The sequence below is a fragment of the Allobosea sp. OK403 genome (assembly GCF_900113835.1).
Taxonomy (GTDB): domain Bacteria; phylum Pseudomonadota; class Alphaproteobacteria; order Rhizobiales; family Beijerinckiaceae; genus Allobosea.
Genome location: NZ_FOQV01000002.1, coordinates 1,096,744 through 1,111,426, shown reverse-complemented (window position 1 = coordinate 1,111,426; position 14,683 = coordinate 1,096,744). Strand labels below are relative to the sequence as shown.

Sequence of the window (14,683 nt, the reverse complement as noted above, 5' to 3'; positions counted from 1 at the left end):
GGCGCTTTCGGACAGTTACGTCCGAAAGCGCCGTGATCGATTCCATGAGTTGAGAGCATTGCTCTTGCGAAAAACCGGTACCCACTTTTTCGCGCAATGCTCTGGCCTAAAACAAGAAGGCGGCGCGGTTCATCCGCGCCGCTTTTTTCGTATGGGCTCGGTCTCTCGGCTCAGGCGGCTTGCGCGAGGAAGCGCTCGGCGTAGTGGCAGGCGACCAGGCGTTGGTCGAGCTCCCGGGCCGGCGGGCGCTCGCTGCGGCAGAGATCCGTCACATGCGGGCAGCGGGTCGAGAAGACGCAGCCCTTGGGCGGGTTCAGCGGCGAGGGCAATTCGCCTTTCAGCACGATGCGCTCGCGCTTTTCCGTGGTGACGCGCGGCGTCGAGGCGAGCAGAGCCTGGGTGTAAGGGTGCAGGGGCCGGGCAAAGATCGCCTGCTTGGGGCCATGTTCGATGGCATGGCCGAGATACATCACCATCACGTCATGGGCGATGTGCCGGACGACGCCGAGATCATGCGAGATGAAGAGATAGGCCAGCCCGAACTCGTCCTGGATATCGGCGAGCAGGTTCAGCACCTGGGCCTGGATCGAGACGTCGAGCGCCGAAACCGGCTCGTCGGCGACCAGCAGCTTCGGCGACAGGATCAGCGAGCGGGCGATCGCGATGCGCTGGCGCTGGCCGCCCGAGAACATGTGCGGGTAGCGGCTGTAATGCTCCGGGCGCAAGCCGACCTTGGCCATGATGGCGCGCGCTTTCTCGGTGCGCTCGGCCTTGCTCAGCTTGGTGTTGATCAGCAGCGGCTCCTCGAGGATCGCGCCGATGCGCTTGCGCGGATTGAGCGAGCCGTAAGGGTTCTGGAAGACCATCTGCACCGTACGGCGCAGCCTCGTCCTTTCGGAAGACGGCGGGTGGATGGCGTCGAGGCCGTCGAGCGTCAGCGCGCCCGATGTCGGGGTCTCGATCAGGGTGGCCATCCGCGCGAGCGTCGATTTCCCGCAGCCGGATTCGCCGACCACGGCGAGTGTCTTGCCGGGGTCGACTGTGAAGGAGACGCGGCTGACGGCTTGCAGGCTCGCCGGAGCGCGGAACAGGCCGCGCTTGACCGGATAGGTTTGCGTCAGTTCGCGCGCATCGATGACCGGGTTTGTCACGGCGTCGTCTCCGGGGCCGCGAGCTGATTGCCGCCGGCCGCGCGCAGGGCGTCGCGCTGCGGATCGCCGAGCGGGTAGTGGCAACGGATCTGCCCGTCCTGCCAGGGCCGCAGCTCCGGCTGGACCAGGAGGGAATGGTCGGTGGCATAGGCGCAGCGCGGGCTGAACAGACAGCCCTTGGGCCGGTCATGCAGGCCCGGCACCATGCCGGGAATGGTGGCGAGCCGGTGCTCGCCTTCGCTGCGCTCGGGCAGGGCGGCCAGCAGCGCGGCGGAATAGGGGTGCTGCGGGGCCGCGAAGAGCGAGGCGACGTTGCGCTCCTCCATGATCTGGCCGGCATACATCACCATGATGCGCTGCGCCGTCTCGGCGACCACGCCCATATTATGGGTGATCAGGACCAGCGCCATGTCGCGCTCGCGCTGCAGCGAGATCAGGAGATCGAGGATCTGCGCCTGGATGGTGACGTCGAGCGCGGTGGTCGGCTCGTCGGCGATCAGCAAGCGCGGATTGCAGGCGATCGCCATGGCGATCATCACGCGCTGGTTCATGCCGCCCGACAACTGGTGCGGATAGGCCTTCATCCGGCTCTCGGGAGCGGGAATGCCGACCTGCTCGAGCAGTTCGATCGCGCGTCGGCGCGCCGTCTTGCCGTCCATGCCTTCATGCTTCCTGAGCGTCTCGGCGATCTGGAAGCCGATGGTGAAGCAGGGATTGAGGCTCGTGCTCGGCTCCTGGAAGATCATCGCGACATCCTTGCCGGTGAGCTTGCGACGCTCCCGATCGGACATGGCGAGCAGGTCGCGTCCGCCGAACATCAGGCGGTCGGCGGTGATCTTGCCGGGATAGGCGACGAGGCCCATCAGCGCGAGCATGGTGACGCTCTTGCCGGAACCGGACTCGCCGACGACGCCGAGGATCTCACCCTCGTCGAGCGTCAGGCTGATGCGGTCGACGGCCTTCAGCGTGCCGGCGGAGGTCGGGAACTCGACGCTCAGATTCTCGATTTCGAGCAGCGGCATGGCTAGAGCATGATGCCGAAAAGTGGGAACCGGTTTTCGGACGACATCATGCTCACTCCTTAGTTGTAGAGACGGATTCAGATTTCAGGTCGATCCGACCTGAAATCATCCGGCTCTAGCGTTTCAGTTTGGGGTCGAGGGCGTCGCGCAAGCCATCGCCGAGCAGGTTGAAAGCGAGCACGGTGATCAGGATCGCCAGGCCCGGCAACGTCACCACCCACCAGGCGCGCAGCACGAACTCACGCGCATCGGCCAGCATCGTGCCCCATTCCGGCGTCGGCGGCTGCGCGCCCAGGCCGAGGAAGCCCAGCGCCGCGGCGTCCAGGATCGCGGTGGAGACGCCGAGCGTCGCCTGCACGATCAAGGGAGCGGTGCAGTTGGGCAGCACTTCGCTGAACATCAAGCGCAGGGTGCCTGCGCCGCTGACCTTGGCGGCGACGACATAGTCCTTCGAGGTCTCGGCGATGACGGCAGCGCGGGTGATCCGGACATAATGCGGCAGCACCACGATCGCGACGGCCAGCATCGCGTTCATCAGGCCCGGCCCCAGGATCGCGACGATGACGATGGCGAGCAGCAGGCTCGGCATCGTCAGCACGATGTCCATCAAGCGCATGATGATGATTTCGGTGATGCCCTTGAAGAAGCCCGCGACCAGGCCGAGCACGATGCCCAGCGCCATGGCGAGCGCCACCACGGCGATGCCGATGACCAGCGAGAGGCGCGCGCCATAGAGCAGGCGCGAAAGGATGTCGCGGCCAATCGCGTCGGTGCCGAGCGGATAGCTCCACGAGCCGCCTTCCTGCCAGGCCGGCGGCTTCAGGAAGACGGCGTTGTTGGTCAGATAGGGCGAATGCGGCGCCAGCACCTCGGCGAAGACGGCCGCCAGCAGCACGAGCACGATGACGATGAGGCCGGCAACCGCGCCGCGATTGGCGCTGAAATAGCTCCAGAACTCGCGCAAGGGATGGGGCGGGGCGCCGGCAGGGACGGTCACGCTCGGGGCTTCCAGGGTTTCGGTGGTCATGGTTCAGAGCCCCTCAGCGTGCATGGCGGATGCGGGGGTTGATCAGGCCGTAAAGCAGATCGACGAACAGATTGACGCTCATCACGACGACGCCGATCAGGAGCGTGCCGCCTTGCAGGATCGGGTAGTCGCGCCGGCTGATCGCCTCGATCAGCCATTTGCCGATGCCCGGCCAGGAGAAGATCGTCTCGGTCAGGATCGCGCCGGTGAACAGCACGCCAACCTGCAGGCCGATGACCGTGATCACCGGGATCAAAGCGTTGCGCAGGGCATGCAGCCCGACGACGCGCAAAGGCGCCATGCCCTTGGCGCGCGCAGTGCGGATATAGTCCTCGCCCAGCACCTCCAGCATGGCCGAACGCGTCATGCGCGCGATCACGGCGAGCGGCACGGTGCCGAGCACGATCGAGGGCAGGACGAGATGCGACAGCGCCGATTTGAAGGCGTCCCAATCGCCCGCCAGCAGGCTGTCGACGGTGAGGAAACCGGTGACGGGCTCGATGTAATATTGAACCGCGATGCGGCCTGAGACCGGCGTGATCCCGAGTTGGACCGAGAACAGCAGGATCAGCAGCAGGCCCCACCAGAAGATCGGCATTGAGTAGCCTGTCAGCGACAGGCCCATCACGCCGTGGTCGAAGATGGAGTTTCGCTTGACCGCCGCGATGATGCCGGCGGGCAGTCCGATCGCCAGCGCGATGAAGATGGCGCAGAGTGCGAGTTCGATCGTCGCCGGGAAGAGCGCGTTGAACTCCGAGATCACGCTCTCGCGGGTGACGATCGACTTGCCGAGATCGCCATGCAGCACGCGGCCGATATAGATGCCGTACTGGACCAGCAGCGGCTGGTCGAGGCCGAGCTCCTTGCGCAGCATCTCATGGCGCGTCGCGTCGATGCCGCGCTCGCCGGCCATGGTTTCGATCGGATCGCCAGGCACGAGCCGGATCAGGAAGAAAGCCAGCATCGTGATGCCGATGAAAGTCGGGATCACGAGGCTGACGCGTGTGAGGATGAAGCGAAGCATCGGAGCCCCAGTCTTGTCGGCCTGTTCGCCGCGTGAACCGATCGTCGCGACAGATTTTATTTGGTCCTGTTACAACGAGGTCGAGCGTGCCTGCAAATCCTGCCTGTGGATTAGGCAATCCGGGCGCGGCTTTGAGAGGCCCGCGCCCGGTTTCTCAAGTCATTTCGTCAGCGAGACGCCGACGAAGGGTTGGCCGCCGAAGAAGTGGATCTTGTAGTCCTTGACGTCCTTGCGCACCGGCGTGAAAGCCTGCGCATTGGCAAAGAGCAAGCCGCCGACATCCTCCTGGAAGATCTCCTGCATGCGCACGAACATCTTGGTGCGCTCGGCCTGGTCGGTAATCGTGTTGGCCTTGGTCAGGAGGTCGGAGAACTCCTTGTTGCACCAGCGCGCCCGGTTGGCGCCGGATTTGACGCCGTCGCAATGCCAGCCCGAGAGCAGGATCTGGCTCGGATCGGGATAATCCCAGGTGTAGCCGAACATGCCGACCTCATGGTCGCCGGCACGGCCGCGCTTGAGATATTCGCCCCATTCATAGCTCTGGATCTCGGCCTGGACGCCTATCTTGGCCCAGTCGGCCTGGATCAATTCGGCGGCGCGACGGCCATTGGGCATATAGGCGCGCACCACCGGAATGGCCCAGAGCACGGTCTTGAAACCATTGGGGTAGCCGGCCTCGGCGAGCAGGGCCTTGGCCTTCTCGGGGTCGTAAGGGCGCGGCTTCAAGGCGTCGTCATGCGACCAGAGCGAGGGCGGCACGAGCGCTGCCGCCTGCTTGCCGGTGCCCTGATAGACGGCGTCGATGATGGCGGGGATATTGGTGCCGTAGACCAGCGCCTCGCGCACGCGCTTGTCGTCGAAGGGCTTCTTCTGCTGGTTGAAGGCGAGGAAGCTCTGATCGGCAATGCTGCCCGAGAGCATGGTCAGGTTGGGGTCGGCCCGCATCGCCGGCAGGTCGCCTGGATTGGGATAGCGCGCGATCTGGCATTCGCCGGACTTGACCTTGGCGTAGCGCACCGAGGCGTCGGGCGTGATCACGAAGATCAGATCGCTGACCAGCGCCATGCGGTCGCGATTGCCGACGGCCTTGGTCCAATGGTCCGGCACCGCCTTGAAGCGGATCGTCGCATCCTTCTGATAGACGACGAGGGAGAAGGGGCCGGTGCCGATCGGCGCCTGATTGACCTGCTCGGGCGTGCCCGCCTTCATCATCGCATCGGCATATTCGGCCGAAAGGATCGACATCGGCTCGACCGAGAGCGCGCTCAGGAGCGGTGCGTAAGGCTTGGTCAGCGTAACCTTGAGGGTGTAGTCGTCGAGCTTCTCGACCGCCTTCAGGCTCGGCTTCACGATCTCGCCGAAGAACTGATAATTCGAGCCGCCGACTTTGTAATAGGGGTGGTTCTCGTCGAACATCCGCGTGATCGTGAAGATCACGTCGTCGGCGTTGAAGTCGCGCGTCGGCGTGAAGATCTTGCTGGAGTGCCACTTCACGCCGCGGCGCAGCTTGAAGGTGTAGACCAGCCCGTCATCCGAGATCGTCCAGGATTCGGCGAGGCTCGGAATGATCTGGGAGCCGCCGCGCTCGGTCGTGACCAGCTTGTCGTAGATCTGCGCCGCGACATCATAAGCCGTGTTCTGCGACGAGAATTGCGGGTTGAGGAAATCGGGGCTGGCCTCGGAGCAGACGACGAGCGCCTGCGCGCCAGCCGTACTCGGCTGCAGAAGGGCGCTCAGGCCAAAGGCCGCCGCGGCGGCGAACATGCGAACGGACATTGTGGTCTCTCCGAAGACAATCAAAGGCAGAGCAGGACGCGAGAACCGGTTTCCGCCTTTGACAAAACCGCTCTAGTAAAACGGGCGCGGCTCGAAAGCCGCGCCCAGCCGTCAATGCATCAGGCGGGCCAAGGCCTCAATTGGTGATGTCGACGCCGTAGAAGACATGGCGGCTGAAGGGCGAAAGCTTGAAGTCCTTCACCTCCTTGCGGATCGGCTTCAACTGCACTGCGTGCGCAATGGTAAACCAGGGTGACTGCTCCTTGAAGATCACTTGCGCCTGCCGATAGAGCTCGGTGCGCTGCGCCGGATCGGAGATCGTCTTGGCCTTCAGCACCAGATCCTCGAAGGGCTGGTAGCAGAACTTCGCGACGTTGCCGCCGTTGTTCTTGGAGGCAGCGCAACCCAGCAGCGTGTGCAGGAAGTTGTCCGGATCGCCATTGTCGCCGGTCCAGCCGAACATGCCGGTCTGGTGCTCGCCTGCCTGCAGGCGCTTGCGGTATTCGCCCCATTCGAACGTCTTGATCTCGGCCTTGATACCGACCTTGGCGAGGTCGGCCTGCATCAATTCGGCGATGCGCTTGGCGTTGGGATTATACGGACGCTGCACCGGCATCGCCCAGAGGTCGATCTCCAGCCCGTTCGGATAGCCGGCCTCGGCCAGCTCCTTCTTGGCCGCCGCCGGATCATAGGGATCGTCCTTGATCGTCTCGTTATAGGACCACATCGAGGGCGGGATCGGGTTGATCGCGGCGATGCCGCTCGACAGATAGACCGCGTCGATGATCGCCTGCTTGTTGATCGCCTTGTTGACTGCGTGGCGGACCTTGACGTCGTCGAAGGGCTTCTTGGTGGTGTTGTAGGCGAGATAACCGATGTTCAGACCCGGCTGCTCCAGGATCTGGACATTGGCGTCCTTCTTCATCGCTTCGAGATCGGCCGGATTCGGATAGGGCATGACATGGCATTCGCCCTTCTGGAGCTTGGCCCAGCGGACAGAGGCGTCAGGCGTGATCGCGAAGATCAGGTCGTCGATCTTGGCCTTGCCGGCCCAGTAATCCGGGAAGGCTTTGTAGCGGATGATCGCGTCCTTCTGATACTGCACCAGCGAGAACGGGCCGGTGCCGATCGGATCCTGGTCGATCTTTTCAGGCGTGCCGGCCTTGAGCATGGCGTCGGCATATTCCTTCGACTGGATGCTGGCATATTGCATCGCGAGGTCAGAGAGGAACGGCGCCTCGGGCTGGTTGAGCGTGATCTTGACGGTGTAGTCGTCGATTTTCTCGACTGATTTCAACAGCTTGGGCATGCCCATGTCGTTGAAATAGGAGTGGTTCGAGCTGGTGACCTTGTAATAGGGGTCGCTCTCCTTCCACTGCCGGTCAATCATGAAGATGAAGTCGTCGGCGTTGAAGTCGCGCGTTGGCTTGAAGGCGCGGGTGTTGTGCCACTTCACGCCCTTGCGCAGGCTGAAGGTGTAGGTCAGCCCGTCCGGCGAGATATCCCATTTCTGGGCAAGCGCCGGCTCGACCTTGGTGCCGCCGCGCTCGAACTGGACGATGGTGTCGTAGATCTGGGTGTTGGCGTCGAAGGAGGTGCCGGTCGTGTTGATGCTTGGCGCGAAATTCTCGGGGCTGCCTTCGGAACAATAGACCAGGGTCTTGGCCATCAGCGGCTGCGCCGCCATCAAGGCCGACGCCGAGAGCGTGGCCAACAGAATCTTCTTCATGATCAGCTTCCCCAGTTTGTGATCGCACGGTTCAGGGTCGTTCATGCCCAACTCCGTCCGATCTTTCATGGGACCATGGCGCGAGCCTCGGCCCGGCCGGAACTTGGTCCCGATTGGGACGGAGCTTATTGGAATGCGAGCAAGCTGGGTAGCAGATTTGCGGGGGTTGTAAGGCAGGGCGTCTTATCCAAATGGCTCAGATGTATGGCACGGGATCGTCGTGTCGGCCGGTTCAACGACAGAAATCGGCGCAAGCCTGATCCCAGAACGGCGTGTTGGCTGCCGGCTGCGGAATCGACGGGCGCGGCTTGCTGCCCGGCAGGTCGGTCGGCGTCGGGCTGACCTTGTCCCACCAGCCATGGGCGCATTGCGAGCGCCAGGCCATCTGGTCGGAGATCGAGGTGCCCTCGCGGGCGAGCACTGCATCCAGAGCCTCGCAGCTCTGGCGCAGAATGGCGTCATGCGCGTCCGAGGGGGTGTTGGCGTAGTCGTGGAAGGCCTCGGTGAAAGCCTCCATCTCGCGGGCGATATGGGGCCATTGCGTGCGCTCGAGATTCCAAGCCTGCATCCACTCGCCCACGACGGTCTCCACAGCCTCGGCCTTCGGCTTGCCAGCGACCTTTTTCGCGGTCGTCAGCATATGGCGCATCAATTCGGCACGGGCGTGGATATGGCGGGCGGCGAGCGCGGCCTGCTTCATGCGCGCGATGGCGCCAGCCGCTTCCTGCTGAAGCTCTTCGACAAAATGGGACATGCAGGTTTCCTTGAGGGCGTGCCGACGGCTTCCGGTCAGGGGAGGGTAGCGAGGCGCGCGGTCATGCGCTCGAACAGTTCGTGCGCTTGCACGCCCGCGACGACATGGGCATTGGCCGGGCGCTTCAGCCGGCCGTTCCAGTCGATCGTCGTGCGGCCGCGCTGGGAGCCGTCCGAGGTCTCGACCGCGACGAAGCAATCGCGCCCCTCGAACAGTTCGGGCCAAAGCAGGAAGGCGATGACGCAAGGGTCATGCATCGGGTGGCCGGCCGTGCCGAGCCCACCAGGCCGCGGCCGTGTCAGCATGCCGTGGATCGCCTTGCCGGTCGCGGTGCCGAGCGCGCCGATCGCGGCGACCTGTTCATGGCTCGCGATCGCCTGATGCGTCACGCCGAGCCCCATCATCACAATCGGCCGGCCTGAAGCATAGACGATCGCGGCGGCATGGGGGTCGACATAGATGTTGAACTCGGCCGCCGGCGTCATGTTGCCGAGCCCGAGCGCCCCGCCCATCGAGACGATGCGCTTCACCTTCGACAGGATGTCGGGTGCGAGGCGGAAGGCGAGCGCGAGATTGGTCAGCGGCCCGAGCGGGCAGAGCGTGACACTGTCATCGGGCGCGGTGCGGCAGAGTGCGATGATCGCCTCGACGGCATGGCAGGGTGCGGGCTCGCTTTGGGGTGGCGGCAGATGGGCGCCGGCCAGCCCGTCCGGCCCGCAGACGAATTCGGCGGTTTCGAGCGGGAAGAGCAGGGGACTTTCCGCACCGCGATGAATGGGCGTCCCAGTGCCGGCGAGCTCACGGATGCGCAGCGCATTCGCCGTCGTCTGGTCGACCGGGACATTGCCGGCGACGGTGGTGATGGCGCGCAGATCGAGCTGGTCGCTGCTGGCGAAGGCGAGCAGCAGGGCAACCGCATCGTCCTGGCCGGGATCGGTGTCGATGACGATCGTCTCGCGCATCGCTTCAGGCCGCCTTGGCGTTGCCGCTCATGATCATATGGGCGATGTCGTCGGCGCTGAGATCGCCGATCGGCTGGTCGACATATTTGCGGCCCGCTCCCATGATCACGACCCGGTCGGCCAGCGCCACGACATCGCGCATGTTGTGGCTGATCAGGATCACGGTGCGCCCGTCCGCCTTCAGCTTGCGGATCAGGTCGAGCACCAGCGCTGTCTCCTTGACGCCGAGCGCCGCCGTCGGCTCGTCCATGATGATGATCTCCGCGTTCCAGCGCAGGGCGCGCGAGATCGCGACGGCCTGGCGCTGGCCGCCGGAGAGCCGCTCCACCGGGCGGTCCATGTCGGCGACCGTGACCGAGAGCTGCGAGAGGAAGCCGCGCGCCTGCTCGCGCATCCGCGCCTTGTCGAGCACACGCAGGAAGGGCAGCAAGACCGGCCTCGTCAGCTCCGAGCCCATGAAGACGTTCTGGGCGATGGAGAGGCGCGGGGCGAGGGCGAGATCCTGGTAGATCGTCGCTACGCCGTGACTCAAGGCATCGTGCGGGGAGGCGAAGACGACAGGCTTGCCGCGCATCTGGATGGTGCCGGAGGTCGGCTCCTCCGCGCCGGAGATGACCTTGATCAGGCTCGACTTGCCCGCGCCATTGTCGCCGCAGATCGCGACGACCTCGCCGGGGAAGATGTCGAGATCGACTTCGCGCACGGCGGCGACGGCGCCATAGCTCTTGCTGACGCCGCGCAGCGAGAGGAGGGGAGTGGATAGATTGTCGAGGCTATGGGTGGACATCACGCGCTCCTTCCTTCTCCCCTCGGGGGAGAAGGTGGCCCGGCGTCAGCCGGGTCGGATGAGGGAAGGACGGATGAGGGCATGTGTGACATCCCTCATCCGTCAGCGCTTCGCGCTACCACCTTCTCCCCCGAGGGGAGAAGGCAAGAGCTCACTTCAGGAACTTGTCGACATTGGTCTTGTCGACCAGCACGGCCTCGGTGAAGAGATAAGGACCGCTCGTCACCGCCTCCTTCGGCTTCTTGTCGATGACGATGGTCTGGATCGCGTCGACCGCCTGCTTGCCCATCTCCTCGAAGGGGATCGAGACCGTCGCGGTGAAGGTCGAGGCCGGGTCGGCGATGCGGGCATAGGTTTCCTTGCCGCCATCGACCGAGATCAGCGGGATCTGGCCCTTCTTGATCCCTTGGGCCTGCAGCAGGTCGTCGATGATGTAGGCCTGGCCGTCGAAGGAGGCCCAGATGCCATTGATCTTGCCCTGGTTCTGCAGCAGCAGCGCCTGCATGCCGGCGCGGACATCGTCCCTCCAGCTCTGGGTGCGGGCCATCGAGAACTTGCCGAGCTCCTTCACGCCCTGGTTCTCGGCCAGAACATTGTCCAGCACCTTGCCGCGGATGCGCGAGGCGACGTTGAGGTCGAAGCGGGCGGTGACGATGTTGCCCTGATAGCCGAGCTGGCCAAGCAGATAGAGCGCGGCATCGGCGCCGATCTTGTATTCATTGCTCTGGATGTCGAAGAGTGCATGCGGGCTTGCGCCCGACTGCACGGTGATCACCGGGATCTTGGCGTCCTTGGCCGCCTTGAACTGGGCGTCGGCCTCGACCGGCTTGCCCATGGCGATGATGATCGCGTCGACCTTCTTGGCGATCAGCGCGTCGAACTGCTCGGCATGCTTGGGCAGCGAGCCCTCCGAGTTCAAAAGCGTCACGCCCCAACCCTTGGCCTTGGCGGCGGCGGCAGCGGCATTGGCGACGCGCGCATGCGTCTCCGAGGAGAACTGGAAGCCGATGACGCCGACCTCGAAGGCCCCAGCCGATTGGCAAAGCGCGATCAGCGTCGCGGTCGCGACCAGGAATTTGCGAAACCCTGACATGATGAACACTCCCCCTGTCTTTTAGAACTTGCCCTGTCTTTTAGACCATGAACGTCGCTAGACTTGGAACGCCGCCTTCTTCATCGCGCTGGCCGAGAAGGCGACCGAGCCGATGATGATGACGCCGAGAACGATATCCTGAGCGTAATAGGGTGCGCCCATCATGACCAAGCCATTGCCGAGAACCTTCAGCACCAGCGCGGCGAAGACCGTGCCCGGCACATTGGGCTTGCCGGGTTCGAACATGGTCATGCCGAGCAGCACGGCGGCGATCGCATAGAGCAGATAATCGCCCGCCATATTGGGCGCGGCCGAGGACAGGCTCGCCGCCAGCAGCATGGCCGTAATGCCGGCGAAGAGACCGGTCAGCAGGAGGCCGATCCGCTTCATGCGGCCCGTCGCGATGCCTGCGAGCCGGGCGGCTTCATCGGCCTCGCCGGTCGCCACCATATGCGCGCCGGTGCGGGTCCATTTGACCAGGCCATAGGCGAAGAGCGTGACCGCCGTCATCCAGAGGACGAGATTGGGAATGCCGAAGGACGTGCCGCGCGCCAAGCCGGTGAAACCCACCGGCCAGCGCCCGACGAAGGCGATGCCCTGCGTGATCATGAAGGCCAGGCCCTTGGCGATCGCCGCCGTGCCCAGCGTCATGATCAGCGAGGGGATGCGCAGCACGGTGACACCGAAACCGTTGAACGCGCCGAGCGCACCGCCGACGCCGATCGCAGCGGCGACGGCGACGATGGGCGGATATTGCGACTGGATCAGCCAGCCGCAGACGACGGCCGCCAGGCTCGCCGTCTCGGCGATCGAGAGATCGAGCTCGGCGACGGTGAAGGCGAGCGCGAAGCCGAGCGCCAGGATGGCGAGGAAACTCGTATCCTTCAGCACATTGACGAGATTGGTCGCGCTGGCGAAATTCGGCGCGAAAACTAGGAAGAAGGCGATCAGGACGAGCCCGGCGATCGCCGTGCCATAATGTCCGACCACATCGCGCCAGTTGAGCCCGAGCACGGCCTCATGCCCCCTTGGCGATGGTCGAGATCGGCGACAGGATCTCGATGCCACCAGTGATCGGGATCAGTGCGCCGGTGACGAAGGCGGCTCCGGGCGAGAGCAGGAAGGCGATCACGGCTGCGACATCCTCGGGTTTTCCAAGCCGGCCGAGCGGCGTGCGGGCCGCCGCGCCTGCGACCAGGGTGTTGAATTGCTGCGCGAAGCCGTCGCGCACCATCGGCGTGTCGATGATGCCGGGCGCGACTGCATTGACCCGAATCCCATGCGGGCCGAGCTGCTGGGCCATGCCATAGGTCAAGGTGGCGACGCCACCTTTGGCCGAGCCGTAAGCGAGATTTGCACCGCCATTGGCATGGGCGATCGAGGAGATGTGGACGATGGCGCCGCCTTCGCCCTGCGCGATCAAGTGCTTCGCCACAGCCTTGGAGATGCGGAAGACCGCCGACAAGTTGATGTCGACGAGCTTGTCCCACTCATCGTCTTCCATCTCGACGAGCTTGACCGACCGCGAGGCTCCGGCTGCCGTGACGAGGTTGTCGAGCCGGCCAAAGCGAGCGATGGCGAGGTCGACGAGTTCCTGCGGCAGGTCGTGTTCCCGGACATTTCCGGCGAGCGTTACGACCTCGCCGCCTGAGCGGGCGATCCCTTCGGCCATTTCCTCCAGCGGCGCGGCGTCGAGCCCGGAGAGGACGAGCCGATGGCCTGCAGCAGACAGCATCGCGGCGAGCGCGCCGCCGATGCCGCCCGATGCGCCGGTGATGAGCGTGACGGGAGCGCTCATGGCGCGGGCCTCCTTGCGGTCGGGGCGTCGGTGCCGTGCGACAGGGCAGCAAGCTCGGTCGAGATCGGCGCGAGCGCCGCTTCGCTGCGGCGGTAGAGCGAAAACAGGTGGTCGTAGAGCGCGGCGCGTGCCGGGTCGGGCTCGAAGCGCGCGGCGACGCCGACCAGCGCAGCCTGCGCCTCGGCGAGCGAGGCGAAGCGGCCAAGCCCCGTCCAGGCGATGATCGCTGCGCCCAGAATGCCTGGCTCCTTCGCATGGCCGATCGCGACCGGACGGCCGCAGATATCGGCCTTGATCTGGCACCAGAGCCGGTTGTTGGCCGCGCCGCCGCCGAAGCGGATTTCCGAGACGGGCGCACCGAGCGCGGCTTCCGCCCGCTCCAGCACGATGCGGTTGAGGAAGGCGACGCCTTCCAGCACCGCCCAGGCGAGGTCGGTCGCGCCATGCTGGCGGTTGAGGCCGATGAAGGCGCCGCGCAGCGACGGATTCCAGTAAGGCACGCGCTCGCCCTGCAGATAGGGCAGGAAGAGCAGCGGCTGGGCGTGGCGCGGGCCGGCGAGCAGGGCGTCGATATCGCGCCCGATGGCGGCGTGGTCGCCATCGCCGCGTGCCAGCAGCGACAATAGCCAGGACACCGTATCGGCGCCGTTCTGGCTGGGGCCGCCGAGCTGCGATACGCCGCGCCAATCGACGGTCATCAGCCCCTCGGCTTCCGCTGCGCGCTCACTGACGACGCCGAGCACTTCGGTTGTGCCGGAGATATTGTAGGCATAGCCCGGCCGCATGGCGCCAAGCCCGGCGACGGCGGCCCAGGTGTCGTTGGACGAGCAGAACACCGGCACGCCCGTGATCGCATCGAACGGCGTGGGTAAACCGGACTTGACCGGTCCGACGATCTGGCAAGGCTCCAGCACCTCGGGCAGGATCGCTGAGGAGAGGCCGACCGCGGCGAGCGGGTCTGCGCCTGCGACGATCTCGGCGGAGGCAAGCAGGCGCGCCAACGAGACCGGATCGCCGGCCTGGCGGCCGGTCAGCCTGAAATTCAGATAGTCCTTCGGCTCCAGCACCGAGCCGAGGTTCTGGAAGGTCGCCTCCTCCTCGTGCAGTTCTTGCTCGTGCAACCAGGCGAGGCGCGCCAGGGGATGGAAGGCGTTGATCCGTGCGCTTTCGGGGTGCGCGTTGCCGAGCCGCTCGCGCAGGCGCGAGGCGGCGGCTTCCGAGCGCGTGTCCTTCCAGGTCATGGCGGGGCGTAACGGCTCTCCATCGCGTCCGAGGAAAACCTGCGTGCGCGTGACGCCGCAGATCGCAACGGCCTGGACATGAGAGAACAGCGCCGGCTGCGCCTTCGCGATGGCGGCGCAGGCCTCGATCAGGATCTGCCACCATGCGGTCGGATCGACCTCCGACCGGCCCATCCGGTCGAGGCTTGCCGGCCCCGGAATCATGCTCTCGGCCAGCGTCGTGCCCTGGGCGTCGACGAGCGCGGCGCGGAAGCTGGTGCCGCCGAGATCGCAGGCGAGGACGACGCTCATGAGGTGGCGCCCGGAGCCCGGCGATGGA

The 14,683-nt window shown here is 65.2% G+C and carries 13 protein-coding genes; all 13 read right to left on the bottom strand.

Features of this window, described 5'->3' with window-relative positions:
- Positions 1-170: 170 nt before the first annotated feature.
- A complete protein-coding gene (locus tag BMZ97_RS11150; protein WP_092168499.1) occupies positions 171-1,151 on the bottom strand; it encodes a peptide ABC transporter ATP-binding protein in 981 nt (326 codons plus the stop codon).
- Positions 1,148-2,173: an ABC transporter ATP-binding protein gene (locus tag BMZ97_RS11145; RefSeq protein WP_092168496.1), complete on the bottom strand. Its 1,026-nt coding sequence runs from the start codon at positions 2,171-2,173 to the stop codon at positions 1,148-1,150. The genes BMZ97_RS11150 and BMZ97_RS11145 overlap by 4 nt, the downstream gene beginning before the upstream one ends.
- 115 nt (positions 2,174-2,288) lie before the next feature.
- Positions 2,289-3,200: an ABC transporter permease subunit gene (locus BMZ97_RS11140; protein WP_092168493.1), complete on the bottom strand. Its 912-nt coding sequence runs from the start codon at positions 3,198-3,200 to the stop codon at positions 2,289-2,291.
- A 13-nt stretch (positions 3,201-3,213) separates the two neighbouring features.
- Positions 3,214-4,224: an ABC transporter permease subunit gene (locus BMZ97_RS11135; protein WP_092168490.1), complete on the bottom strand. Its 1,011-nt coding sequence runs from the start codon at positions 4,222-4,224 to the stop codon at positions 3,214-3,216.
- A 159-nt stretch (positions 4,225-4,383) separates the two neighbouring features.
- Positions 4,384-6,000 (bottom strand): ABC transporter substrate-binding protein, encoded by a 1,617-nt coding sequence (locus BMZ97_RS11130; RefSeq protein ID WP_092168487.1) that lies wholly within the window; start codon positions 5,998-6,000, stop codon positions 4,384-4,386.
- A 136-nt stretch (positions 6,001-6,136) separates the two neighbouring features.
- Complete coding sequence (locus BMZ97_RS11125; protein WP_280141735.1) at positions 6,137-7,732, bottom strand: ABC transporter substrate-binding protein; 1,596 nt, start codon at positions 7,730-7,732, stop codon at positions 6,137-6,139.
- Positions 7,733-7,961: 229 nt separating this feature from the next.
- Entirely contained in the window at positions 7,962-8,483 is a 522-nt protein-coding gene (locus BMZ97_RS11120; RefSeq protein WP_092168483.1) for a hypothetical protein, read from the bottom strand.
- 35 nt (positions 8,484-8,518) lie between these two features.
- Entirely contained in the window at positions 8,519-9,445 is a 927-nt protein-coding gene (locus BMZ97_RS11115) for a nucleoside hydrolase (RefSeq protein WP_092168479.1), read from the bottom strand.
- Between the two features lie 4 nt (positions 9,446-9,449).
- The gene (locus tag BMZ97_RS11110; protein WP_092168475.1) at positions 9,450-10,232 is read right to left on the bottom strand and encodes an ATP-binding cassette domain-containing protein; all 783 of its coding nucleotides are present in this window, start codon (positions 10,230-10,232) and stop codon (positions 9,450-9,452) included.
- A gap of 151 nt (positions 10,233-10,383) precedes the next feature.
- Positions 10,384-11,325, bottom strand: coding sequence for a sugar ABC transporter substrate-binding protein (locus BMZ97_RS11105; protein WP_092169011.1), 942 nt, complete (start codon positions 11,323-11,325; stop codon positions 10,384-10,386).
- Between the two features lie 57 nt (positions 11,326-11,382).
- On the bottom strand, positions 11,383-12,339 hold the full coding sequence (locus BMZ97_RS11100; protein ID WP_092168472.1) for an ABC transporter permease: 957 nt from the start codon (positions 12,337-12,339) through the stop codon (positions 11,383-11,385).
- Positions 12,340-12,343: 4 nt separating this feature from the next.
- Positions 12,344-13,123, bottom strand: a complete 780-nt coding sequence (locus tag BMZ97_RS11095) for an SDR family NAD(P)-dependent oxidoreductase (RefSeq protein ID WP_092168469.1) — start codon at positions 13,121-13,123, stop codon at positions 12,344-12,346.
- Positions 13,120-14,655, bottom strand: coding sequence for a xylulokinase (locus BMZ97_RS11090; protein ID WP_092168466.1), 1,536 nt, complete (start codon positions 14,653-14,655; stop codon positions 13,120-13,122). The genes BMZ97_RS11095 and BMZ97_RS11090 overlap by 4 nt, the downstream gene beginning before the upstream one ends.
- Positions 14,656-14,683 lie beyond the last annotated feature (28 nt).